General features: G+C 53.4%; 27 protein-coding genes. 2 read left to right on the top strand and 25 right to left on the bottom strand.

The genetic code is table 11. The features are described from left to right. Window positions 1-19: 19 nt before the first annotated feature. The 21 genes from QY332_16105 to QY332_16005 all read right to left on the bottom strand — a co-directional run bounded on the left by QY332_16105 (window position 20) and on the right by QY332_16005 (window position 16,342). Window positions 20-739, bottom strand: a complete 720-nt coding sequence (locus QY332_16105) for a DUF4386 family protein (GenBank protein WKZ35138.1) — start codon at window positions 737-739, stop codon at window positions 20-22. Between the two features lie 46 nt (window positions 740-785). Further along, window positions 786-1,499, bottom strand: a complete 714-nt coding sequence (locus tag QY332_16100) for a hypothetical protein (GenBank protein ID WKZ35137.1) — start codon at window positions 1,497-1,499, stop codon at window positions 786-788. After that, entirely contained in the window at window positions 1,496-1,957 is a 462-nt protein-coding gene (locus QY332_16095; protein WKZ35136.1) for a hypothetical protein, read from the bottom strand. The genes QY332_16100 and QY332_16095 overlap by 4 nt, the downstream gene beginning before the upstream one ends. Window positions 1,958-2,101: 144 nt before the next feature. After that, window positions 2,102-2,794, bottom strand: a complete 693-nt coding sequence (locus tag QY332_16090; protein ID WKZ35135.1) for a hypothetical protein — start codon at window positions 2,792-2,794, stop codon at window positions 2,102-2,104. Window positions 2,795-2,833: 39 nt separating this feature from the next. After that, the gene (locus QY332_16085) at window positions 2,834-3,916 is read right to left on the bottom strand and encodes an alpha/beta hydrolase (protein ID WKZ35134.1); all 1,083 of its coding nucleotides are present in this window, start codon (window positions 3,914-3,916) and stop codon (window positions 2,834-2,836) included. A 1-nt stretch (window position 3,917) separates the two neighbouring features. Further along, window positions 3,918-4,217 carry a hypothetical protein gene (locus QY332_16080; GenBank protein ID WKZ35133.1) on the bottom strand — a complete coding sequence of 100 codons (300 nt, stop codon included), beginning with the start codon at window positions 4,215-4,217 and terminating at the stop codon, window positions 3,918-3,920. Window positions 4,218-4,234: 17 nt separating this feature from the next. Further along, window positions 4,235-5,089 (bottom strand): hypothetical protein, encoded by an 855-nt coding sequence (locus QY332_16075; GenBank protein ID WKZ35132.1) that lies wholly within the window; start codon window positions 5,087-5,089, stop codon window positions 4,235-4,237. Continuing rightward, a complete protein-coding gene (locus QY332_16070; GenBank protein WKZ35131.1) occupies window positions 5,086-5,772 on the bottom strand; it encodes an MIP family channel protein in 687 nt (228 codons plus the stop codon). The genes QY332_16075 and QY332_16070 overlap by 4 nt, the downstream gene beginning before the upstream one ends. Before the next feature lie 152 nt (window positions 5,773-5,924). Beyond that, on the bottom strand, window positions 5,925-7,145 hold the full coding sequence (locus QY332_16065) for a glycosyltransferase (protein WKZ35130.1): 1,221 nt from the start codon (window positions 7,143-7,145) through the stop codon (window positions 5,925-5,927). Between the two features lie 4 nt (window positions 7,146-7,149). Next, entirely contained in the window at window positions 7,150-8,223 is a 1,074-nt protein-coding gene (locus tag QY332_16060; protein ID WKZ35129.1) for a serine hydrolase domain-containing protein, read from the bottom strand. Window positions 8,224-8,248: 25 nt separating this feature from the next. Next, window positions 8,249-8,899, bottom strand: coding sequence for a CPBP family intramembrane metalloprotease (locus tag QY332_16055; protein WKZ35128.1), 651 nt, complete (start codon window positions 8,897-8,899; stop codon window positions 8,249-8,251). A 126-nt stretch (window positions 8,900-9,025) separates the two neighbouring features. Then, window positions 9,026-9,634, bottom strand: a complete 609-nt coding sequence (locus QY332_16050; protein WKZ35127.1) for an isoprenylcysteine carboxylmethyltransferase family protein — start codon at window positions 9,632-9,634, stop codon at window positions 9,026-9,028. Between the two features lie 2 nt (window positions 9,635-9,636). Beyond that, window positions 9,637-10,119, bottom strand: coding sequence for a nitroreductase family deazaflavin-dependent oxidoreductase (locus QY332_16045; GenBank protein ID WKZ35126.1), 483 nt, complete (start codon window positions 10,117-10,119; stop codon window positions 9,637-9,639). A gap of 3 nt (window positions 10,120-10,122) precedes the next feature. After that, entirely contained in the window at window positions 10,123-10,581 is a 459-nt protein-coding gene (locus QY332_16040) for a hypothetical protein (GenBank protein WKZ35125.1), read from the bottom strand. A gap of 27 nt (window positions 10,582-10,608) precedes the next feature. Then, window positions 10,609-11,061, bottom strand: a complete 453-nt coding sequence (locus QY332_16035; protein WKZ35124.1) for a hypothetical protein — start codon at window positions 11,059-11,061, stop codon at window positions 10,609-10,611. Further along, window positions 11,058-12,335 (bottom strand): DUF418 domain-containing protein, encoded by a 1,278-nt coding sequence (locus QY332_16030; GenBank protein WKZ35123.1) that lies wholly within the window; start codon window positions 12,333-12,335, stop codon window positions 11,058-11,060. The genes QY332_16035 and QY332_16030 overlap by 4 nt, the downstream gene beginning before the upstream one ends. Beyond that, on the bottom strand, window positions 12,332-13,828 hold the full coding sequence (crtI, locus tag QY332_16025; GenBank protein ID WKZ35122.1) for a phytoene desaturase family protein: 1,497 nt from the start codon (window positions 13,826-13,828) through the stop codon (window positions 12,332-12,334). Before crtI ends, QY332_16030 begins: the two co-directional genes overlap by 4 nt. Window positions 13,829-13,913: 85 nt before the next feature. Further along, the gene (locus QY332_16020) at window positions 13,914-14,915 is read right to left on the bottom strand and encodes a squalene/phytoene synthase family protein (protein WKZ35121.1); all 1,002 of its coding nucleotides are present in this window, start codon (window positions 14,913-14,915) and stop codon (window positions 13,914-13,916) included. 106 nt (window positions 14,916-15,021) lie between these two features. Then, window positions 15,022-15,585, bottom strand: a complete 564-nt coding sequence (locus QY332_16015; protein ID WKZ35120.1) for a nitroreductase family deazaflavin-dependent oxidoreductase — start codon at window positions 15,583-15,585, stop codon at window positions 15,022-15,024. A 101-nt stretch (window positions 15,586-15,686) separates the two neighbouring features. Beyond that, window positions 15,687-15,998 (bottom strand): hypothetical protein, encoded by a 312-nt coding sequence (locus tag QY332_16010; GenBank protein WKZ35119.1) that lies wholly within the window; start codon window positions 15,996-15,998, stop codon window positions 15,687-15,689. Between the two features lie 53 nt (window positions 15,999-16,051). Further along, window positions 16,052-16,342, bottom strand: coding sequence for an ATP-binding protein (locus QY332_16005; GenBank protein ID WKZ35118.1), 291 nt, complete (start codon window positions 16,340-16,342; stop codon window positions 16,052-16,054). Between QY332_16005 and QY332_16000 the strand changes: the two genes are divergently transcribed. After that, window positions 16,337-16,492 carry a hypothetical protein gene (locus QY332_16000; protein WKZ35117.1) on the top strand — a complete coding sequence of 52 codons (156 nt, stop codon included), beginning with the start codon at window positions 16,337-16,339 and terminating at the stop codon, window positions 16,490-16,492. The genes QY332_16005 and QY332_16000 overlap by 6 nt on opposite strands. 96 nt (window positions 16,493-16,588) lie before the next feature. Next, entirely contained in the window at window positions 16,589-17,221 is a 633-nt protein-coding gene (locus tag QY332_15995) for a hypothetical protein (GenBank protein ID WKZ35116.1), read from the top strand. Between the two features lie 13 nt (window positions 17,222-17,234). On the opposite strand, the gene heR is transcribed toward QY332_15995, so the two are convergent. The 4 genes from heR to QY332_15975 form a co-directional block, all read right to left on the bottom strand. Continuing rightward, complete coding sequence (gene heR / locus QY332_15990) at window positions 17,235-18,047, bottom strand: heliorhodopsin HeR (protein WKZ35115.1); 813 nt, start codon at window positions 18,045-18,047, stop codon at window positions 17,235-17,237. 49 nt (window positions 18,048-18,096) lie between these two features. Next, entirely contained in the window at window positions 18,097-18,666 is a 570-nt protein-coding gene (locus QY332_15985) for a heme-binding protein (protein ID WKZ35114.1), read from the bottom strand. Window positions 18,667-18,790: 124 nt separating this feature from the next. After that, window positions 18,791-19,702, bottom strand: coding sequence for a dienelactone hydrolase family protein (locus tag QY332_15980; GenBank protein ID WKZ35113.1), 912 nt, complete (start codon window positions 19,700-19,702; stop codon window positions 18,791-18,793). Between the two features lie 177 nt (window positions 19,703-19,879). Next, entirely contained in the window at window positions 19,880-21,037 is a 1,158-nt protein-coding gene (locus QY332_15975) for a lipocalin-like domain-containing protein (GenBank protein WKZ35112.1), read from the bottom strand. Window positions 21,038-21,060 lie beyond the last annotated feature (23 nt).

The raw sequence follows: 21,060 nt of genomic DNA, 5'->3' as shown, positions 1-21,060 counted from the left end.
CAGAACAAAATATGACTCTTCAGGCAGGTTTCGAGGCAATTTGGGCGATTTTGAACAAATAACGCGCCATCAGCAAACACCAGGGAATCGTACCAATGGTATTGAAAAAGAGGAAAAGCAGCCCAATTTCGGGCAGGAAGAATCCCAGCCCGGCAGCGCTGATGACAATGCCGAGCCAGGCCGTAGCCTTGCTGAAGAAACGAGAGCGCAACATCAGCAGGCTGTTGAGCAGCCCGGCCAGCATCAAGAAAGCCGTTTGCATGACCCAGGCGCTACCATCCAACTGAACGCGCAGCACTTCGCCGGCAGCCAGCAAACGCATTTTTTCGGCAGCATCTGTTGCAATGGCATATTGATTGCTGAGCATCACCAGTTCGACCAGCGGACGACAGACAATAATCAGGCCAACCCCCAACAGGTTCAGCGCCAGGGCAATCAGGGCCAGCGATTTGTCCACCTGGCGCAGGGCAGCATACAAAGCCAGGTACAACAGCAGACTGACCGGGCCAATCACAAGCATCGAAACATCGAGCGAGATGAGCGCGCCCAGGCGGTCGGTTTGCAGCAAGCCGAAGAGGGCTTCAATCGTTGTCTCGTTGGCCGTGTAAGGCCAGATAAAGTAAGCGCCGATTGCCAAGACCACGAAAACGGCAATCAGGATGCCGGCAATGCCGCCAAAACGGTAGAGTGTTTTGTAGTGTGGGTCAAAAATTGGTGTTTCAGTGCTTTGGACTGACATGAGTTTCTCCTAAGATAAACAAGATTCCGGCAAAGCCCCTCATCGTTTATTCTTTTGCAGATTGCCATAAAACCCGCGCTACCAGCAAATGCCAGAGCATCCAGAACAGCCCGGCAGCGGCCAGGAGCAGGTAAACCGGGACAATGGGTGTCAGCGGGAAGACCAGGCAATAGGCCAGGTCGCAACCGCTGGCGAGCAGGCCGAGGATGGCTGTGGTTCGGTGCGAGGGCAGCAGCACAAGCGAGAACAGCAATCCTGCTAGGGCGACCAACAGCAGGCTGACCAACCCGCCTGTGCCGGGAATGCCTGCCAGCGGGTCATTGCCTGCCAGAATGGTCTGCCCGACGGCCAGCAGGTCGGTGCTTTGCGCGGCGGAGGTCGCGGCAGCGTAGCGTTGACTGAGCGCGAACATGGTCAACGAGATGTTCGAGGCAAGGTTGAGCGTGACGCCCACCAGCCCGCTGGCGAGGGCCAGCGTCGTCAGGCTTTTGTTCAGTGACCACAGCCGTGCCGCCAATGACAGGAATATCACCCCAACCAGTCCATAATTCAACAGGTCAAAAAAAGCCAGCAAAGACAATCCGACGAAGGGATTGGCTTGCAGGAGCGCGTACCAGTCCGCAATCGTGTTCGGGATGGCTTCAATGCCGGTGAATAAGGATACTTCCGCGCCAACGTTGCGGCGGAAGAGCAGGGCAGCCAGGACGGCGGCAATTGCGCCGAGACGATAAATCGGTTGCCAGGTTTCGGTTTGGGTCATTTCAAACCATCCTTTTTGCCATCCAGTAATTTCTTCCAGCGGCGCTGGCGGTGACGATAAAACAGGTGAGCAAAGGCCCAGATTAACCCGGTCAGTAGTCCGGCCTGGATTTCGATTTCATCGCTGTAATGCAGCTTGCCATTTGCAAGCGCGTGAAATCGAATAGTGTGGTTCCAGACCGGCGCGAGCGCGCCGCTTTCCTTGCTCTCGATCAGGTTGGCTTCCCGGTCTATGTTGGTAAGCGTGAGGCGGTGCTCGCCAGCAGGCAGGAATCCAAACAGGGACAGACGCAGGGCATATGTTTTGCCCACAACCCAGTCGCTATCCAATTCGCCGGGAACCAGCGGCTCGAAATACAGCAGCGGCGCGGCAACAAAGCGCAGTGAAGCCGGGCGGCTGATTTCATCCCAAAGTTGTTCAGCCGTACAATCGAACGTGGTGGAAATACTTGCAAGCATTAGTCAATCTCCTTTTTTGCCCGCATAATAAGCCGGGAAGCCAAACATCTTGCCCGCCTGCACCAGGGGGTGAGAGAGGAGCATACTGTCAAGCATAGTTTTGTGGTTGGGGTTGAAATTTGCCATCAGAGGAACCTTTCGTCTTTATTTTTGTAACGCGCGGAAGATTTCCATGGCGCGGTTGAGGCGGCGGGTCATGCTCTGGATGTCGGCGATCTTGAAGTTGGGATCCATCTCGGCAAACGTGAAAATATTTCCGGCGGCATGGAGCATGTACATTTCGGTCTGGCCGAAAAAACGCGCCAGCGATTCATCCATAAACAAACGTAACCCATCCGAATCTTGGGAGGTAATCACATAACGCTCAGCCAGCGCCGGGTATTGGGGAAATGCCACCGGTTCGCCGATTTTCGACATGCCCCATTCCACAATCCGGTTAGCCAAACCGCTGAGGGCGTATTTTTGATTGGATTTTGGGAAAAAAGCAAACGGCGGCAAATTTAGGGATGGTGAAATAATTGCCACTGCCTGTCGCTCTGTCCAACTGTCATCTTCACCGGATGTATCCACCAGGTCGAACAGGAACATTTCTCCATCCGGGATGAGACGCCGGGAAACGTTTCGCAACTGGTAACTATTTTTCGACCATGTGCGGTGATATAGGCTGTAGATTTTCTCGGACACGGATTCGTCTGCTTCGGATGAGGAGAATCCCAGGCTTTGGATAACCTGTTTTTTGGTTTCCTTCTCCTTACGGCTCGATTGAATCGACATGGTAACAATCCAGCCAAATATGACCAGAAAACCGAACATGAAAAGGATGGCAGTAAGGTCCATTGTATAAACTCCGTCTTAGCTGGGGAGACTGTTACAAAATCAGGGAATATTTTCCTGTAAAAAACTAACAGATCGATTCTTAATGAAAGACCAATGATTTTGTAAAAATGGAGCATGTCCTCCTTCAGGTGCAAAATAAATTTCTACGTTATTCAAACTATTTTCCAAATATTGACCATGTAATAGAGGTACTACAGGGTCTTTTTCCCCGTAAAAAGCCAGCACTGGCGATTGAATAAGACTGTAATCGGGTGTAGCCATTAAATTTTGTTGCTGGACTAAATCGTTCTCCGTGCCCTCCCACCTGCGACTTAGCGGCGTTGAATCGCGAAAAGTCCGCTTCAGGTTGTTCACTTTTTCCGTATCTTGTGCAGCTTGATCGGCAATTTCTTCTATTTTGGATGGTTCCAGATTTGTGTTGTCTACCAAGGTTTGGCGAATCGCTCCTTTTGTATCCAACTTCAGGAGTATTTCTTCACTGAACCATATGGTCAGATCAACGAGAATTGGGGGGAAGTCCAAATAGGCTGTGCCTTCCTGGGATGCTTCGTTGTGCTCCCACTGGTAGGTAATGGCAATAGCCATGATAATCCCCCAAACTCTCTCCGGATAACGATTGGCAAACTCCAAAGCCGAAGGTCCTCCGCCGGATACGGCTATCAAGGCCACGGATTGGATATCCAGATAGTCCAACAAGGCCGCGTATAAATCTGCTTGATCAGCAGGCGTGAGGTTGTTTTCATGCAAAGGAGTGTTCAGATACCCCGGACGAGAAACAGACAGAACTCGAAAACCAGCTTTATCAAGTTCTAGCATTTGAGCTGTGCCTAACCCAAAATCATAGCCACCCATCACCCCGTGAATGCTTAAGACTACGGGGCCAGTTTCGCCAAACAAGGTGTACTCTATTGATCCTCGGCTTGTGTTTGCGATCTGGCTTCCTTCATCTATTACCCGGTTGCGCTCGTCTGACCATCGCCAAAAACGGAAACCAACAAACGCAATTAAAATAGTGCTGAGAGCTATCAAGGTTGTTAGTCCTCTGGAAACCAGTCTTTTCAAATGTTGCCACCGGTCGGGCGCTTGACTTTCGGGTAATTTGCCCTCAAAAAAAAGATTCATTTTATCCTCCCCTAAAATGCTCTGCGTCATCCATCGCGATAAGGATGAAAGGATTCTCGCTGCCGTTGATGGAGAGAAAAGCCAGGGATTCTTGAAGGGTGCAGGCATCAAAAATCGGTTCGGGGATATTGGCGATGACCGGGGCAATGCCGGCAATGACACCAGATGTTTCACAATCCAGGCGATATGTCATCATCTCGCCATTGGAAGCGCCGGTCACATAGACACGGCTGGTATCCAACGAATGGGATAGGAGCAGGTTGTCGAGGACGATATTATAGTTGGGGTTGAAATTTGCCATGAGATATGAAAGAATTCCTACGAGAGCTGTACGAACCAAATTGTCGGCAGCAAGACGACCACAGCCAGCAGGAAAGTCAACACGGCGGCAATCCACCAGACTGGTTGCGGCTGCTCAGGCAGGGCAACCGGGTTGGGCAAAGGCTTGTGGACATCCAGCCAGTAGGCTGCCAGGAAAAAACCCCAGAAGAAGCCGATATAGCCAAACCAATATTGGAAGACGACAACAAGGACACCGTCGCCGCCAAGCGGATGCCAGAACGATAAAAGGGTAAAGAGGAGGTTGATTGCCAGATACGGAACCAGCAAAATTGGCAGGGAGACGCGCATCCGCTCGGCTTTGTCGGTGGCGTTGGCGGCGAATCGCAGCGCAGTGCGCGCCAGCCAGAAAAAGCCCCACAGGGTGCCACTCACGCCAACCAGCAGGATGGGAATTCGCGCGCCCCATGAACCGCCGAGCATGTCAATGACTTTTCTCCAATCCCCCACTTGTTCGCCGCCAGGTTGGTAAAACAGGGGGTCAACAAATAGGTAACCAAAACCCATAAACAAGGAATATCCCGCGAAGTACATCCAGAACAGGGCGGGCATGGCGCTCTTTTGTTTCATTGCGCGTTCAAAGAGAAAGACCGCCAGAAAGCCGGTCAGGATGTTGAGCAAAGCCGGGCTGCCCTCGACGATAAGCGCGCCGGTCTCATTCGGTGTGCCAGGCCAGTCCCACAATACAGCAAACAGATTGAATGCCTGCCATTCCGCGCCGACCAGCACAGCCGCAACTCCATGACAGGCTTCATGGAATATCTGCGCCCCAAACGCGCCAAGCAAAGCGGCGGTCAGGGTATTGATCAATGTGGGAGTGGATACTGTTTTCATATTTTATTTTCCTGAATGTGTCCCTTTTCGGAAGGTTCCCGGATCAGTTGGTATGCCAGCGCACCCAAAACTGCGCCGACGATGGGTGCAACCAAGTACAGCCATTGATATTCCCAATTTCCATTAATGAGAGCAGGTCCAAATGAACGGGCTGGATTCATGGACGCCCCGCTGATGGATCCTCCCCACAAAGCGTTCACCATGACCGTTGCGCCAATCATGATGGCAGCCAGTTGCCCGACAGCCTTTGTATCAGTTGCCACAGCCGTAATCACAAACATGAGCGCAGCGGTGAGAAGGACTTCGAGCAGAAAGGACTGTGCCAGTGATCCGGAAGGTTGGGTAACTCCCAGTTGGGTATCAAATCCGAACAATATTCCCAATACAGTGCTTCCCGCAACTGCGCCGGCAAATTGCGCTGCGAGATATCCGCCCACCCAACGTAGGGGGAAATGACGTGTAAAAGTGAAAGCCAGGGTCACCGCCGGGTTGAGGTGTGCCCCGGAAATATGTCCGGTGGCGGAAATCATAACCATGACAACCATGCCAAACGCGAGGGCAACACCGCCATGAGTCAGGCTGCCTGTTTGCGATTCCACAACGATTGCGCCGCATCCGACAGTCACCAGTGAGAACGTACCGATAAATTCTGCCAGAACACTGCGCCAGGAAAAAGTTTGCATTATCTGCTCCAATTTGAGTTTTACACTAATACTAATTGAGCATCGGCCTCCCTTGCAAATGTTTACCAGACCTTAACATACGCACCTTGTAAAGCATTTCCAGCATCTTTTTGTGCCATCTGGGGGAGGAAGAAACATTCCAGTTGGTTGGTTCATTTTGGCTCCACTCGGATAAGTTCTTCAATCAACCGCACCGCCTTCGTCACCCCGTCTGGTTCGGCGCGGATGGCTGCGCCCAGGTCGGCGGCTTTCTGGCGCATTTCGGGGGACTGCATCTGGCGCAGGGCGACGGCCATGTTCGCCGCATTGAGTTTGGGGCGCGAAATCGGTTGCGGCCCGACGCCCAATTGCGCGACCTTGCCGCCCCAGATGAATTGGTCAATGATGTGCGGGATGACCAACATTGGAATCCCGGCGCTGAAGCCGGAGGCAGTCGTGCCGAAGCCGCCGTGATGGACGAGACCGCTGGCACGCGGCAGCAGCCAATCGTGTGGGATGGAACCGGCGTGGAAGACGTTCGAGGGGATGGGCAATTGCTTCATCGCCTCGTCCCAGCCCTGGACGATGGCGCGGAAGCCAGCCTGTTGCACTGCAGCAAGCGTGATTTGCGCCGCATCAAGCGAGTCCTCGCCGCTGAGCGCCATCGCTCCCAGGCTGACCACCACTGGCGGCTCGCCTGCCTCGAGGAAGGCGGCCAAATCATCGGGTGGAGTCCAGGTTTCGGGCGCAGGGGCGAACCAGTAACCGGTCAGGCGGTGACGCGGCTCCCAGAGCGGGTTAGGCGGGGAAATCTGCGGGCTTAACGGAATCAGGTTCAAGGTCTCGGAGGTGATTCCGGTCGGCCCCATCGGCGGCAGTTCGGCTCGTTTGCGAATCTTGTCAATTGGGCGGGTCATCAGCATGCCCATCCCTGCCCCGGCCAAGCCCATCAGGGCGCGCTTGAGGAAAGAGTCCTTTGGGTCTTTGGCCGGGATGGCTTCCGGCATCAGGGTCACGCTGACGGTGGGCAGGCCGAGTTTGTCGGCTTCCATGCGTCCAGCGGCGGAGTGCGAGACGATGACCAAATCTGTGCCGCGGCAGGTTTCCAGCAGGCCGGCGTGCGATTGTTCGAGCATGGCGAAGGAAAACTTCATCACGCGCATGAAGCCAACCATAAAGTGCGGGGCATTGGCGCGAATCATGGCCGCTTCGTGGCCGATGTCGATGTCCGGCCCCATAGGAGCGAAGTTCACGCCATAGGATTCGACCAGCCCGCGCATGCAAGGGTGGCTGGCGAGGGTGACGTCATGCCCGGCCTTTTGCAATCCGAGCGCCAGGGCGATGTAAGGCTGCACATCGCCGCGCGTGCCGATGGTGGGGAGGATGATTTTCATCGTATCAACTTATCGCGCGAACCAGGTTCAGCATGAAGAAAAACGGCCGGGCTGGGGTAATCACGTTGAGTGTCCCAGTGAGATAAAGTGAGCGCGATGGGCAGGCGAAGGCGAACGATCCGGTCGAGCCGGAATGCCCGATGAATTCCGGGAGCGGGGTTATCCAAAAGTAGCGCGGCAACTGTAAGTACATCAGCCCATAGCCGTAACGCAGCGGGAAAAAGATCTTGTTCCAGGTCATCATGCGTTCCAGCAGGACTTTCTCGAACAGACGGTCCTCGAAGAAAGCGCGCAGGAAACGCATACATTCGGAGGCGGTAGAAACCAGGCCGCCATCCGAGATATTCGAAGACAGGTATTGGGGGACATTGGCCGGGGCGTTGTTCAAATAGAGCGTGGCGGGCGACTCGCCGGGGCGGAGCTTCGTCCAGTCGTAGAGATAGGTATGCTGCAAGCCAAGCGGCGCGCTGATGCGTTCCTCGAAATTGACTGCCATGGGCTTTTCGGTGATGGATTCGATGATTTCACCGAGCAGGCGGTAGTTGAGATTGGAGTAATAGGCCCAGCCCGGCGTTCCCGGCGCAAAGTGCGGGGACAAGTTATGAGTAATCCTGAGCGCTTCGGCAGTATCAATGGCACGGTCGTGACCGGCCATCAATTCATCGAGGACGCTTTTACCGCCGCGCGGTTTATCGGCCTCGAAATCGGCCAGGCCGGAAGTCTGGTTGACCAGTTGGTAGACCTTGAGTTGGCGGCTGTAATCTACGCCTTTGTAGATATGAATCCCATCGAGCAGGTTAGCCCGTAAATATGCCGAGACCGGCGCTTCGAGGTCGAGGCGTTTTTCATCATACAGTTGCATGAGGATGGCGGCAGTGTACATTTTGGTAACGCTGGCGATGAAATACGGCGTTTCGGGTGTCATCGCCGCTCTGGTAACAGGGTTTGCCTCACCCGCCGCACCGACGAAATCCAGGCTTTGGTCGTAGGATTGCACCGCCGCGACGATGTTATGCAGGCCGCCTCTGCCAACCTGGGAATTCAGCAGGGATTGTAGCTTTTTGGTCTTGTCGGTCATGATTTTGCCTTTCATTGCCATAGAATTATTTTAACAACGCCAATACGCTTGGTGCGAGATAACCGCTCAGTGCCAGTGTTCCACTCAGGCTGTGGGAAATTGCCGTCCATTTGGTGGAGCCGGTGCAGTAGGCGATGTAACCGTATGCCAGGCCGAGTAAAAACGTCGACAGGACGAAACTCCATTTGTTTCCATCGGAAAAGATCGATAACGGGACAAGATGCCACAGTGCGAATCCAATTGACGGGAAAATGACTGCCAGCCAAAAATTATCCGGGAACATCCGGACATACAGTCCGCGCCAGAGGATTTCTTCGCAGATGCCATTGATCGTCGCGGCGGGGATGGCGATCAGGATGAGGGTTGGCGAGGCGCGGAGGAAGTCTCTGCCATACATGAGAATCGATACCAACGTGATGAATGCCCATAGAGCGGCAGCCAGCCAGTTCGGCCGGGCAAGAAGCGGGGTTTTATCCACGAAGAGCGAGAGATAGCAGTCCCAACCCACAATGAAAAGGGGAAGCAGGATACACCAGACCGCCCAATAAAAGAGAAACCCAATCAAGTGTCCTTTTTCCTTTCCAAGTCCCTTGGCGGCTATGGAAAAGACAAGCGCTGTGCTTGGAAGCAAAAGAAAGGGGATTGCAATAGTCAGGATGAGATTAGTTTCTGCCATGTTCATGCTGTTAGGTGTTGTCGATCATTGCGAGCGCGGAGATAAGCATCCCCAATCAAGAGGATATGCCCGCTGAATTCGAAGACACCGATACTGCCTATGTATACATCAACTTGTTCAAGCGCATTACCCCGGGCGATCTTTTTGGGAATTCCCAACCCAAAACAAATACCTGGGAACTTTTTGACAATAACGCACGTATTCCTCTCCAAGTAAGACCCGTAAGTGCTCCTCTTCGGTCATGACCATCCAGTGACCAATTACTCCGTAAAGAACGATCCAAATTACAGCAAACCAGGAAGGCCATTGCACTGTTACCCCGATGACCAACAGATACCCTCCCAGGATTTGTGGATTTCTTGTAAAGCGGTAGGGTCCGATACTTACCAAACCTTTTGTTTCAACGCCGAATGCCCGTCGCATTCCAAACCATCCCATCGTGCAAAAGGCAACGAGGAATCCCAATAGAATGATGACCAATCCCAATATTTGCTGCTGCCTGGATGTTGGTCCTGCTAACATCCAGGATAAGGCCCACTCTGGTGGGTTGAACAAGTATGGGAAAGCCATCAGCCCCGCAAAGGCAAGCAATTGAACGATCGATGACCAGCTTGTCAGGCGTCCATGCAGACGATACTCCCGGCGAACAATCACTCGGAACACCACGTAAGCAACTGCCAGCAGCAGGAAAACGCCACCCAAGAAAACCGCGGGATTTGGATTCGTGCCAGCCATCTTTACCTCCATTGATTGGAATCTTGTTCCCTGATCGGACGCAGGATCGCCATTGCTTTTTTCCGGCAGAACTTTTCCAGATCGGCGCGTTTGAAGCGTATGGGCAGACCATCGAATAAGTGCATGATCAGGCGGATCATGATCGGGTGACGTTTCAGGCGTAGTTCGATGAAATCGGCGATGCGGACCGGGTCGGTGACCGGCTCGGCAGCGGCATCAAACTCACGATCCCGGATCTGAACCCGGACCTTGGGATTGGCGCGGATATTCTTGATCCAGTCCGCGTCTGATCCACGCGCCGAGGCGATGTAGTAAATTCCGTCCACTTCTTCGTATTGGAGCGGGGTCACACGCGGCAGACCAGACTTGCGCCCGATGGTGGTCAGGAGCATCACTACGCGGGTGGGACCGAATCCGCGTTTGTAGTTCGCCATCATGCGGGTGTTGAGACCCTTCATGCGGTGGTAGATGGTTTGGGCTGGCATTACTTAATTCGCCTGTGCAAGCGCGGTAAACAACAAGACCAGCACTCCGCAGATTGCCATCGCGTTGACATACCAGCGAAAGCGGGTAAGCGCCAGCGCCGCGCCCGTGTTCGAACTCATCAGTGGACCGACGCGTATGATGGCATTGAACCAGAAGCCCATGGCGATCATGACTACGATCAACAGATGCTTGACCAGCATCATCATGCTCCAAAAGTTGTTGAATTTTCCAATCCCCAAATAATTTGAATCAACAAACGTCAGGTACAAACCTGTGATGGTAAACACCAGGAGGGAGACATACAGCCATTTGCGGCTTTGTTTGGATATTGCACTGAGTGCCGTGGGAGTGTCTGCAAGTGCGGGCAGATAGATTGCCGCGAGTAAAACAAAATGCCCAACGAAGACCACAGTAGCCAGCGCGTGGAGCCAGTAGGAGAGTGTGATAAATATAGGCGTCATGTTTTTTTCCTCCGAAGGAAACGTTTTTCAAAATGTCAGGTTTTGGATCCCATGCCAGGTATGCAGAGCGACGAATATGACAGAGAAAACAACATAGGGCGCAGAGTGACCGATTAACGCAATGCCGAGAAACGGGAGGAGTGGAGTGAGGCGCGGGGCGAGTAATCCAAGCGGGCTGGCGCTCCAGTCAGAAGCGGGCATCCATATTAGGGGAATCCAGGAAGCGAAATAGATGAGCGTTCCAAAAACATAAATCACCAACCCCGCCTTCCCCAGTACATCTCGAAACTGAAGAGCAAGCAAAATTGGAAAAACAAACACGATGATTCTTGTGATGCTTTCCGCTGTCAATAGCCAGGCAGGCGAGTTGGCATCCGAGACAACTTGTTCAAGGGTTATTTTGGGAGCCAGGACAATGTTCCATGCCAGCAATGGAAGCATCAGCCACAAACCGTTGAGCCAGTGTAGTTCGAACTTCATTCAGACACGCCGTTTCTGCCCATCGGCTGAGGCTTGAGATAGGTCAGGGAACGCCAGAGCCATTCAGCGGGTCCGTATTTGAAGCGTTTCATCCACCAATGACTGAAAGGGATTTGGAGCAGGTAGATGACGAAAGTCAAACCGATGCCTGCCGCCGCGCCCATCTGACCGAACAAGCCAAGCCCGTAGCCGTAGAAGATCAGCGTGCAGACGATGGACTGCGTCAGGTAATTAGTGAGCGCCATCTGCCCGACCGGGGCTAAAACTTGGAGCCTTTTCCCCCAGACCGGTGAAAGCGCCAGCAGGCAAAAGGCGGAGACGTAAGCGAGCATCAGCAATGGCGCGCCGATTGCCTGTGCCGCGGTTGCCATTAACAATAGACCGGACGGTTCGATGCGCGGAAGCGGCATGATGAGGGTGGCATAGAGCGCGTTTCCGGTCAAGCCGATGAGCAAGCCCCAGAACAGCAATGTGCGGAAGAAGCCGCGGTTGTCTTCGAGGTGTTTGAAGATTTCGCGCCTGCCAAAGTAAACGCCCAGCAGGAACATCGCCAGCACGTTGAAACCCATCACAAAAAAGGCTGACAATCCCATGCTGGTATAGTCATATATGCGCTGTTCGGTGATTTCGGCGAAATTACCATCCGCATAGACGCGGTTGGCACGCACCAGGTCGGTCTTGAAGGACGCAATGGTCTCGGCAAAGACCGCATCGATTTGCTGAGCGCCCTCGGGGACGGAACGCCCAAACTCGAGCAGTCCGGCCACCGCAGTGTTGAACAACAGCGGAATCGAGATCAGAATCGCCGCCCAGATCAGCAGGGTGCGCGGCTTTGCCTTGCGGAAAAGAACGAGCAGGAAGCCGAGCAGGGCATACAAGATAAGAATGTCGCCGATCCAGATTAGGAAGGCATGAACAAGACCAATCAACAGCAGGACGAACAACCGCCGCAGATAGAGCGGGACGAACTTGCCGCCGCGCGCTTCAATGTGCTCCATTTGCAGGGTTAATCCCAGCCCGAAGAGCATGGAAAACAGGGCGTAGAACTTGCCTTCCCCGGCAAAATGTATGAACCATTCGGCGGCGCGGTCAAACCAGGGCATGGCTGGGTCGGCGGGGAAGAGGATGGCTTGTATCGGGCGGTAGAAAATGGTCATGTTCACGAGCAGGATGCCGAATAGGGCGAAGCCGCGCAGGATGTCCACGATCTGGACGCGTTCGGCTTGTTGGACGGGGGCGATGGCGGGTTTGGACGAAAGGTCAGGTGTAGTCATTGTTCAACTCCTTGGATTCTTAGGTCGTTCAGAATTCGGTGGGCGGACTGGCGTCCCGAGACCATTGCTGTCGGCATGCCCGTGCCGGGGCGGGTGCTCGCGCCAGTGAAATACAAATTTCTATAACGCGGATGTTGAAAATCGGGACGGAAGTAACCCAACTGGGTCAGGTTGTGACACAGCCCGTGCGTGGAGCCTTTCGCAAGGTTATAGCGTTTCTTCCACGAAAGCGGCGTGAAGGTCATCTCGAATTTGATATGCGCTTCCAGGTCGGTAATTCCCAACGAAGCCAGCCTCCTGAAAACATGCATCCGCGCTTCGTCGCGCAAGCCAGCCCAATCCTGGTCGCCATTCCCACTCATGTGCCCGACAGGGACAATGGCAATCAAAGTATCTTCTCCACACGGTGCCATGGACGGGTCGAGGCGGGCTGGGGCGTGGATGTACAGACTGGGATTGGCGGGCAGGCTCAGGTCACGGATGATGCGCTCGAAGTTGGCGCGGTAGTCACGCGCAAGGAAGAGCGTGTGCGGCGGGAGCGTCTCATAGGGCTTATCCATCCCCCAGAAAAAACTGATGACCGAACACGAATAGCGTTTACGACTTAACTTTCTGGCTTCGCCATCCTGCGGTATAAGGTTTTGATAGACGTACGGGAGGTCGGCGTTGGCGAGGACGGCATCTGCTTCGAGCAGTTGACCGTCCACCCAGACGCCGCGTGTGCTTCTTCCGTTGACCTCGACCTGCTCGGCGGACGAATTGAAGAGGAACTCCACCCCAGCCTCTTGCGCCAGCAACATGAGCGCTTCGACGACTTGATACATGCCGCCGCGCGGATACCACACGCCGTGCGCCAGTTCGGTGTACGCCATCATCGAAAAGGTGGCGGGCGCCTCGAACGGACTCAAGCCCATGTACACGTCCTGGAATGTGAATGCGGCTTTGAGGCGCGGGTCGTCGAAGTAGCGCTTCATATTGGCATAATGTTTTGCCAATGGCTTAACTTGTTGAAGCAATGGCAGGTTGCCCAGCTTGAAAAAATCGGATGCGTTGCGAAAATCTGGGCGAACCAGTTTCTCGATACCAAGATGATAGTGACGATGCCCCTCGTCCATGTAGCGCAGGAGACCTTGAAAACTTCCGCGCTCGAACCCTTCGAGTTGCTCCTGCATGGATTTCATGTCGGATGTCAGCGCGAGTTGGCTGCCATCATCGAAGACCAGATGATAGGTCGGGTCGACGCGTTGCAGGTCGAGCGTCTCGCGCATGGATACGCCAAGTGCGGCAAACTCCGCTTCGTAGAGCAGCGGCATCACCAGCAGAGTCGGACCCGTGTCGAAATGATGTCCGTCGCGGCTGATGCGGTCACAACGCCCGCCCGCATGGGGGTTCTTCTCGATGACGGTCACATGCAGTCCGCGTTTTGCCAGATGGGTTGCGGCGGTGATCCCGCCGATGCCCGCCCCTATCACAAGTACAGTTTTTGTTTTCATTATTCACCCATTGGAACGTCCCGCAGGTTTCTCGATGAGCCGAGATTGATTTGTTCAAACCTTCGGGACGGTGTTTCCCATCTGTTTACCTCTTCTCGAACCGCACAGGTTGCGACGCCAGTTTGCGCGCTTCGGTCCTGGGTGGCTGCAACGTGAACATGGAAGTTATCGTATGCCAAGCCATCCACAACCCTGCTGCAAATCCCTTCCGTTCTGGATATTCGGAACGCAGGCAATAGTTGTCGCGTTCGATGGCATCCAGCATCCATGCGAAGCGCGCCGTGTACGCATATCCAGCCAGGCGGAGGCGCCAATTCTTCACCTGCGCCGTGCATTCGCGTCCCACCTTGAAATAGCCGCGCGCGAACTGGACCCGCCCGCAAACCCAGTCGCGGTATGCCTGACTGTTCACCTGATGCGGTGAAATTCCACACGCTTCAAGATGCTCGCGCGGGATGTTGAAATAGCCGTTTTCCACATCCTCCTGCGCATCCCGCAGCATGTGGGTGATGTGAGCCGCATGCACCGCCAGATAACGCGCTTCGTGAGGCGGAGAAGGATCATCGTGACCGATGAAGTAATACAACGCCTCCGTGACCGCCTTCGCCAGTTTGTGCGAGTACTCGAACAACTCCGCCTGCGAGACAACTCGTCCGCGCCGCCCGGCATCGAAGACCATCACGTCCATCATGTTGCGCAAATAGATTTGCAGTCCGCTGTTCCTTTCGGTGTCGTTACGGATGAGGTCGACCAGCATCATCTCCTGGCTGGTTGCGTCGCGGGGCGAATCGCCCCGATAACATGCCTCCAGAATTGACTTTTGCCGCTCGACAAATGCGATTCTTTCCGCGCCCGCATCATCCCCGTAGGGGGAGCCTGATCCTTCGTCGATGACATCGTCCACCCAGCGGAAATATCCGTATGCCCGATACGCGTCGGCGGCGCGCTCATGGTCTGCAATGAAACGGATCGTATAATAGGTCTGCTTGCTGGCTGTTTTTGTGATGGAAGCGCCCAGCCGCCCGCTTGTGTTAGCTTGCTTGTCCACGTCATCCTCGATGTTATTTCCAGGTATGGTTTGTGTCATTTTGTACATTATCAAGATGTACGGGTATTAACATTTGTAGTTGCGGGGGAGATATACCTGCGGGCATTATAGTTTCAAGAATGGTGTGCCATTGATATACCATCTGTTAATGCATCATAAAGCATGTTAACAACAAACAGATAAGTAGCAAAAACGCCCAGAGCCAGGCCAAATCTGCTTGTAGGGGCGAAGGGGTGACCTGGGTGGTGGGTTCGAACGTCACAAAAGTGAAGCGTTCTTTTTCGGCGAGAAATTGTTCCAAAGTCATCTCAACCTGGGCTCTTTTCATCATGTTTCGCATCGTGGGGTTGGATTGTGTCCATTCAAAGGCGCGGGTTAACTCTTCTTCTGTTGTGATGCGCCGCGCCCGAACGGATTGCGCCCCGCGCCAGGTCTGGATTGTGGCGCGGGGGTTGGCGTCGAGGTTACGGTACCAATCCGCTTTTGTTCCCCAGCCGCTCATCACGGTTGGTTTGCCTTCAAACTCGTGGAATTCGATGCCCGTCCGGCGCGGCTGACCGCTTTTTCGTCCGATGGTGGTCAGCGTCATGAACAGGCGGCCAATGAGAAAACCCATTCCCATTCGGTAGAGCAGGATGGGCAATTTATATAGCCACTTCAGCAGCCCTTTGGGGTAGGGCATGCTCTCGATCCAGGTTTTATGATTCATAACTGACCACTTTGATTCCAGGGACACTTACAAAACAGCGCTTGTCACAGCCTGCTTTGCCCATTATACAAAATGTGAGAAATTTCACATAAATTTGGAGGTTAAGGTTTTGTAAATAATTCGCGGATGACGTGGCTTAACACATCGGACACTTCGCCAAGGTACGACACCATACCCGTTTGATTTGTCCAGCGACGGTGTTCGATCACATCCCCTTCGGCTGAATCCAGCAGAAGTTTGGCAAGGCGCGCCTCCGCTGTTTCTAACGATAGGTCTGCCTCGAGGTTACCAGTTCGATGATCCTGTCTGTCATGGGATTGGGTCGTTTCATCAACATGCCGACCTCGTTGAAAATCTCCCCTGTATCCAAAAAAACGCAAGACTTGCTCACGTCCATCCGGCGATGTTTTCATTACTTTCAACCAGTTTTCATTTCATTGTTGGTTTTCGTTTTGTTGTGAAATTATCACCCCAAAGGCAGGGTAAAGATAAATTCACTGCCTTTATTTTCACCTTCACTCTCCGCCCAAATTTTCCCGCCCTGCGTTTCTACGAGATGTTTTGCAATCGTCAACCCAATGCCTGAGCCGCCATGTGCGCGCGAGCGGGATTTGTCCACGCGGTAGAAGTGGTCGAAGATGTGCGCAAGGTGTTCGGCAGAAATGCCAATGCCCGTATCGTGGATGGAGAATTTCGCAAACGATTTTTCGCGCTCAATGGTCACGGTCACTGTGCCGTTTTGGGGCGTGTATTGCAAGGCATTGCCAATCAAATTGGTAAGGACTTGCAGCGCGCGGTCTTCGTCAGCGAGGACGAGGATGGAGTCGTGTGGCAGGTGGGTGCGGGCATCACGCGCGCGCCGCTGGCATGTTTTGAGCAGGCAATACGGGCGTTCATGTCACTCTGAGGGGTGACGCTGCGCGTCACGTCCAAAGTGTCTCAATGGCTAACAGAGATTCTTCGCTTTGCTCGGAATGCCATACTACTTTATAGGAGAATCCCAATGATTAAAAAACCTAAAGTTGCAGTAGTAGCCGTCGGCGGTAACGCTTTAGTGCGCGAGAAGGGCAAGGAGACATTGCCCGATCAATATGCGGCTGTTTGTTTGACCATGCCCCATATTGTGGACATGATCCAGGATGGATGGAATGTGATTGTCACCCATGGGAATGGTCCGCAGGTTGGGTTTATCTTAAGACGATCGGAGTTATCGATCAGCGAAGTGCATTCCATCCCGCTCGACTATGCCGGTTCGAATACGCAGGGCTCCATCGGTTACATGTTCCAGACCGCGTTAATGAATGAATTCAAGCAGCGTGGAATGCCCAATCAAGCTGTGACAGTTGTCACTGAAACACTCGTGGATAAAAACGACTCTGCATTCAAAAATCCTACCAAGCCCATTGGCTCCTTCATGGATGAAAAGACTGGGCCTAAACACCGTGATGCTGATGGCTGGTCTGTGATGGAGGACGCGGGACGTGGCTGGAGGCGCGTGGTTGCCTCGCCCGGGCCATCAACTTCCTTTGGTAGGTCGCAACTTGGGTTATGTATTAAATGTGGTTCAATGTGGGTCGAAACTTATACCCGTATATCAGGTTTGTACCGCATCGATGTAATTCTGGTGATGATTTGATTGAAATATATATTTATACAGGAGCCAGGGTGCCGGTCCAGATTAGCCAGCACAACACGGTTTTGGCTAATAAGCTCAGGATGATGTAGGCGCGTTCGCCGAACAGATAATCCTTCCAGGGGCCGATCTTTTTGTATTGTAAAACCATGTTGATGGCGAAAATGTTAAAGAAGACAAACAGTGTGGGAACGATGGCGTACACGAAGGCAGGTGGCTTGGCACTGCCATCGCCGGAATTTACTGCGCCCACAAAGTACAGCATGATCACCACCCACGGGATGAACCCGGCGACACAGCCATAGATAAATGCGGTCCAGTCGGTCTTTTGGGTGTGCTGGTTATGCAACTCCATCATGATGCCAAACAGGTTCATCGTGGCGTTGAGCGTGAAGAGCAGGATGATCGCGCCCAGATCCCAAAGCCCGATCAACATGCCGATCAGCACGATCATCAGCGATGAACTCAGGGCATACTCATAGAAACGCACCGGGTTCATACCCTTCTTGAGATTCTGGACATAACTCCCATACCCGATGGTTGACAGATAGAAGTGCGCCACAGCTGAGATAAGCAGGAACATCGCAACGGCTGGGCCGAAAGGAAGTTCATAGAATAGCTCAGTGCCCGGCTTCAACGAACGGGTGGCGAGGTCAAAATTCAGATAATTGGTGAAGATGGGGTAGGTGGTGTCATTGCTGACCCCGATCATGAATATCCCCTGAGCTAGGTGCAGGAATCCCATGATCAGGTTGAATCGCCGCAATCCGGTAAACTTGCGCTCCGTTGCGCTTGTTGAACTGTCCGTTCCTTTACTTTTGGTTGCCATTTCATTTTCTCCTTTTGTACAAATAGATTGATCACTGAATATCGTATTTTTAGGGTTGCGAATTTGCTTCGCTCTTGATCTGAATCAAAACTTCATTACGCGCCAAAAAACCCGGCACCCACGGAGGGTTATAACCAGCCACGAGAAAATCACCTTCGGTTTCAAATCCCTGTTCCTCCAGCCAATGACTGAGGCGCTGCTTGTTTTTCTGGATCGTCTCTTGCTGGAAATATCCCGAAAAACGGATGGCAGCCATGGTTCTGGGTGGGAGGTGTGTGAAATGAATACGAGTATCTTTCGGTTGAGGCAGCGTTTCCAGGGTGTATTCGGCAGGCATAATGAAAGCCACGGTGAAGCTCGCTGCACCGGTGACGGTCACCGGGGTGGTCATGGCAATTTTCTCGGATTGCGAAGCCTGGACAGGCGTAGTCATCTCGATTTTCTGTCGCGATATGTTATTGCCGAAAATATAGCCCGCCAGAAAATTGAACCCTTTTTCAATCGCTGATTTGTAGTTCGTATCCTCGACAATCACCTCGGCTTGGATATAACCCGGATATTGCCGAATTTCAAATTCGTTTTGTTTCCTGAATACGGAATACTTTGGGGTTTCGGCCATGTATGCCTCTCTTTTCTTCTTATTATCCTACATTCTTGCTCTCTGTGCGCAGACTTACGCCAATAGAATTCATTTGCATGCAATCTGCCGAATAATTCCAGCGCTAGGCGTACCAGGTTGCGAATCAGTGCATGTGACTGGCTGTGCCAAAAGCATGTTCGTAGGTTAACATCAGATAATACTGCCAATCAAACTCAGGGAGATATGCAATTGATTGGCCGGTTTGGCCCGCGCCAGGCTGGCTGAGGTGGACACCCAAAAATTTGAGCATTTGCGCCCAGGCTTGGCCCTGAGCGCCACCAGCCCGAATACCCGCCATGTCCTGGACAAAAGCATGTGGCTGATCGGGATAGATCGTGATTTCATGCTGAACCCCGGCCTGGGTCAAGGCCGTCTCGAAGGCTGTCACGTTCTCCAACGGGATGGATTGATCGGCTCCGCCAAAAATTCCCAAAACGGGGCCCGGCAGGTTTTTCAACACAGCGGGGTCAGTCTCGGGAGAACCGTAGAAAACAACGGTAGCCGCCAACTGGTTGTTATGCAGGCTGTAGGCAAGCGCAGTACGCCCACCATAACAAAACCCGATAATCGCAATCCGCGAGCTGTCAACAGCCGGTTGGGCTTCCAACCAGGCGTAGACTGTATCCAGGTCGGCATTGACCTGTTCAGGCTTGGTGGTGCTGACCTGATAAATCGCGCGGGGAATCCAGGAGGTTGTGGAGCCGCGAAACGTATCGGGGGCAACAACCAGGTACCCTTCGGCGGCCAGGCCATCCGCCTTGCTAACAATGGATTCGTTCAAGCCAAAGAATTCATGAATCATAATCACAACCGGAAATGGGCCGGCACCCTCAGGTTTTGCAACGTAAGCTCGTACATCGGGTATACCGCTCATTCCAGGAATGGTGGTATTGGAAATTCGGTCAACACGCCCGGCGCCCAAGACATAATCCGCGGCAACCGAGCCGACCAACAACACAACCACTAAAACCACAACAAACAGCAACCCCAACAAAACACGCCTGACGATTTTCATGTTCAACTCCTTCAATTAATTAATGTACTTTCCAGGTTGTTCAAGAAATGTGATTTTTTCGAAAAATAGAATCTTGATAAAGCTCTGATTGGAAGTCCTTCGACAGTCCGAACGATTAAACAAACCATGAATTGACAAACAACAGCGGATGGGAGTTTCTAACACGATGCTTACGAACTACGGCAGGGGCAGGTTCCCGGCATACCCTGTCAACTCGATGTAGCCATTCCCGTTCACAGACTTGCCATCGCATGTCCCTTCAAAGCGGACGGCACCCTCCCAGTACGTGACCGCAGGGAAGTTGACCTCCTGGTCCGCCATCCTTGGTTGGACGTTCAATTCGCAGTTCGGTTCATTCAGTTGGATGTTCCACGCGGCAGGATACATACCTGCTGTGTGTGGACTGCGCCACTGGTCGAGGACGGTGATGCTGAAATCGTCGTTTTGCAGGGAGCGGGTCGAGCCGTCAGCGTGGATAAAGGTCCCGCTGGACGAATCAGACGTCCCGCCGCCTGATTCGCGCAACTGGAACAGCATCAACGCTGAGCCATCGTCGAGTTGCAGGGATAACCAGTCCCAGCCGATCTGTACTTTATCCAAAACGCCGGTGCTGAATTCGTGGTCTTTCCACGCCAGCCCGCTGACCGGGTACGTTTTACCTCGCACTCGCACCAACCCATCAGCGCGCAGGCGCGGCTGACTGTAATAGTATGAGGCGTTTGTTACTTCTTGTCCCTTGCGGCTGTACCCGTTCTCGCCGTGCAGGATGACGCCCATTTCATCGGTCAGGTTCAGGTCAGTGGCAAGCCCGTCCTGTGTGGCTTGCAGGCGATAGGAGTCTTTGTCTATCTCGACAATGCTCCAATCTTCGAGCCAGACGCGGTACGGACTTGCCTGCGCGCCTGCCAAGCCGGGTCCCGCGCGGGAGTAGCGTTCGTAAGCATGGAACTCGTTTGCCTCGATGTCGCTCAGGGCAAAGTGGGCAAAATACAGGCTGTCGCCATACCACGCTGAGTCAGCGGGCAGGTCAACTGTCGGGGGCACCAAGCTCACTCGAAACACGGTCAACTCGAAGCCGAAGGGACGACCATCTGGCGTGGACAGGTTTCCGGTGTAGTACCACCATTCCGTCCGAAAGTCTGGATGCGCACCAAAATCGGCTGGAAAGGTCAGGGGACGTGATCCATCTGCGGAGGTGAATCCTTCCGGGATTTCAGGGGAGAAATCCACGGCTTGCAGCTCGGCGGCAGGGGTCGTTTGCGGGGTGCAGGCAGTCAACAGGAGCGCGGTTGAAATGAGAATCGTATGAAAGAGTGGGAGTTTTAGAAAGTTCATAGCAGTATGATGCGTCTGTGGAT

This window comes from Anaerolineales bacterium (assembly GCA_030583885.1).
GTDB lineage: Bacteria > Chloroflexota > Anaerolineae > Anaerolineales > Villigracilaceae > Villigracilis.
This window is presented reverse-complemented; position numbering and strand designations above follow the sequence as displayed.

Excerpts from the sequence above, each read along its gene's own strand:
- QY332_16105 (WKZ35138.1), bottom strand. The coding sequence starts at position 739 with ATGTCAGTCCAAAGCACTGAAACACCAATTTTTGACCCACACTACAAA.
- QY332_16100 (WKZ35137.1), bottom strand. The coding sequence starts at position 1,499 with ATGACCCAAACCGAAACCTGGCAACCGATTTATCGTCTCGGCGCAATT.
- QY332_16095 (WKZ35136.1), bottom strand. The coding sequence starts at position 1,957 with ATGCTTGCAAGTATTTCCACCACGTTCGATTGTACGGCTGAACAACTT.
- QY332_16090 (WKZ35135.1), bottom strand. The coding sequence starts at position 2,794 with ATGGACCTTACTGCCATCCTTTTCATGTTCGGTTTTCTGGTCATATTT.
- QY332_16085 (WKZ35134.1), bottom strand. The coding sequence starts at position 3,916 with ATGAATCTTTTTTTTGAGGGCAAATTACCCGAAAGTCAAGCGCCCGAC.
- QY332_16080 (WKZ35133.1), bottom strand. The coding sequence starts at position 4,217 with ATGGCAAATTTCAACCCCAACTATAATATCGTCCTCGACAACCTGCTC.
- QY332_16075 (WKZ35132.1), bottom strand. The coding sequence starts at position 5,089 with ATGAAAACAGTATCCACTCCCACATTGATCAATACCCTGACCGCCGCT.
- QY332_16070 (WKZ35131.1), bottom strand. The coding sequence starts at position 5,772 with ATGCAAACTTTTTCCTGGCGCAGTGTTCTGGCAGAATTTATCGGTACG.
- QY332_16065 (WKZ35130.1), bottom strand. The coding sequence starts at position 7,145 with ATGAAAATCATCCTCCCCACCATCGGCACGCGCGGCGATGTGCAGCCT.
- QY332_16060 (WKZ35129.1), bottom strand. The coding sequence starts at position 8,223 with ATGACCGACAAGACCAAAAAGCTACAATCCCTGCTGAATTCCCAGGTT.
- QY332_16055 (WKZ35128.1), bottom strand. The coding sequence starts at position 8,899 with ATGGCAGAAACTAATCTCATCCTGACTATTGCAATCCCCTTTCTTTTG.
- QY332_16050 (WKZ35127.1), bottom strand. The coding sequence starts at position 9,634 with ATGGCTGGCACGAATCCAAATCCCGCGGTTTTCTTGGGTGGCGTTTTC.
- QY332_16045 (WKZ35126.1), bottom strand. The coding sequence starts at position 10,119 with ATGCCAGCCCAAACCATCTACCACCGCATGAAGGGTCTCAACACCCGC.
- QY332_16040 (WKZ35125.1), bottom strand. The coding sequence starts at position 10,581 with ATGACGCCTATATTTATCACACTCTCCTACTGGCTCCACGCGCTGGCT.
- QY332_16035 (WKZ35124.1), bottom strand. The coding sequence starts at position 11,061 with ATGAAGTTCGAACTACACTGGCTCAACGGTTTGTGGCTGATGCTTCCA.
- QY332_16030 (WKZ35123.1), bottom strand. The coding sequence starts at position 12,335 with ATGACTACACCTGACCTTTCGTCCAAACCCGCCATCGCCCCCGTCCAA.
- crtI (WKZ35122.1), bottom strand. The coding sequence starts at position 13,828 with ATGAAAACAAAAACTGTACTTGTGATAGGGGCGGGCATCGGCGGGATC.
- QY332_16020 (WKZ35121.1), bottom strand. The coding sequence starts at position 14,915 with ATGACACAAACCATACCTGGAAATAACATCGAGGATGACGTGGACAAG.
- QY332_16015 (WKZ35120.1), bottom strand. The coding sequence starts at position 15,585 with ATGAATCATAAAACCTGGATCGAGAGCATGCCCTACCCCAAAGGGCTG.
- QY332_16010 (WKZ35119.1), bottom strand. The coding sequence starts at position 15,998 with ATGAAAACATCGCCGGATGGACGTGAGCAAGTCTTGCGTTTTTTTGGA.
- QY332_15995 (WKZ35116.1), top strand. The coding sequence starts at position 16,589 with ATGATTAAAAAACCTAAAGTTGCAGTAGTAGCCGTCGGCGGTAACGCT.
- heR (WKZ35115.1), bottom strand. The coding sequence starts at position 18,047 with ATGGCAACCAAAAGTAAAGGAACGGACAGTTCAACAAGCGCAACGGAG.
- QY332_15985 (WKZ35114.1), bottom strand. The coding sequence starts at position 18,666 with ATGGCCGAAACCCCAAAGTATTCCGTATTCAGGAAACAAAACGAATTT.
- QY332_15980 (WKZ35113.1), bottom strand. The coding sequence starts at position 19,702 with ATGAAAATCGTCAGGCGTGTTTTGTTGGGGTTGCTGTTTGTTGTGGTT.
- QY332_15975 (WKZ35112.1), bottom strand. The coding sequence starts at position 21,037 with ATGAACTTTCTAAAACTCCCACTCTTTCATACGATTCTCATTTCAACC.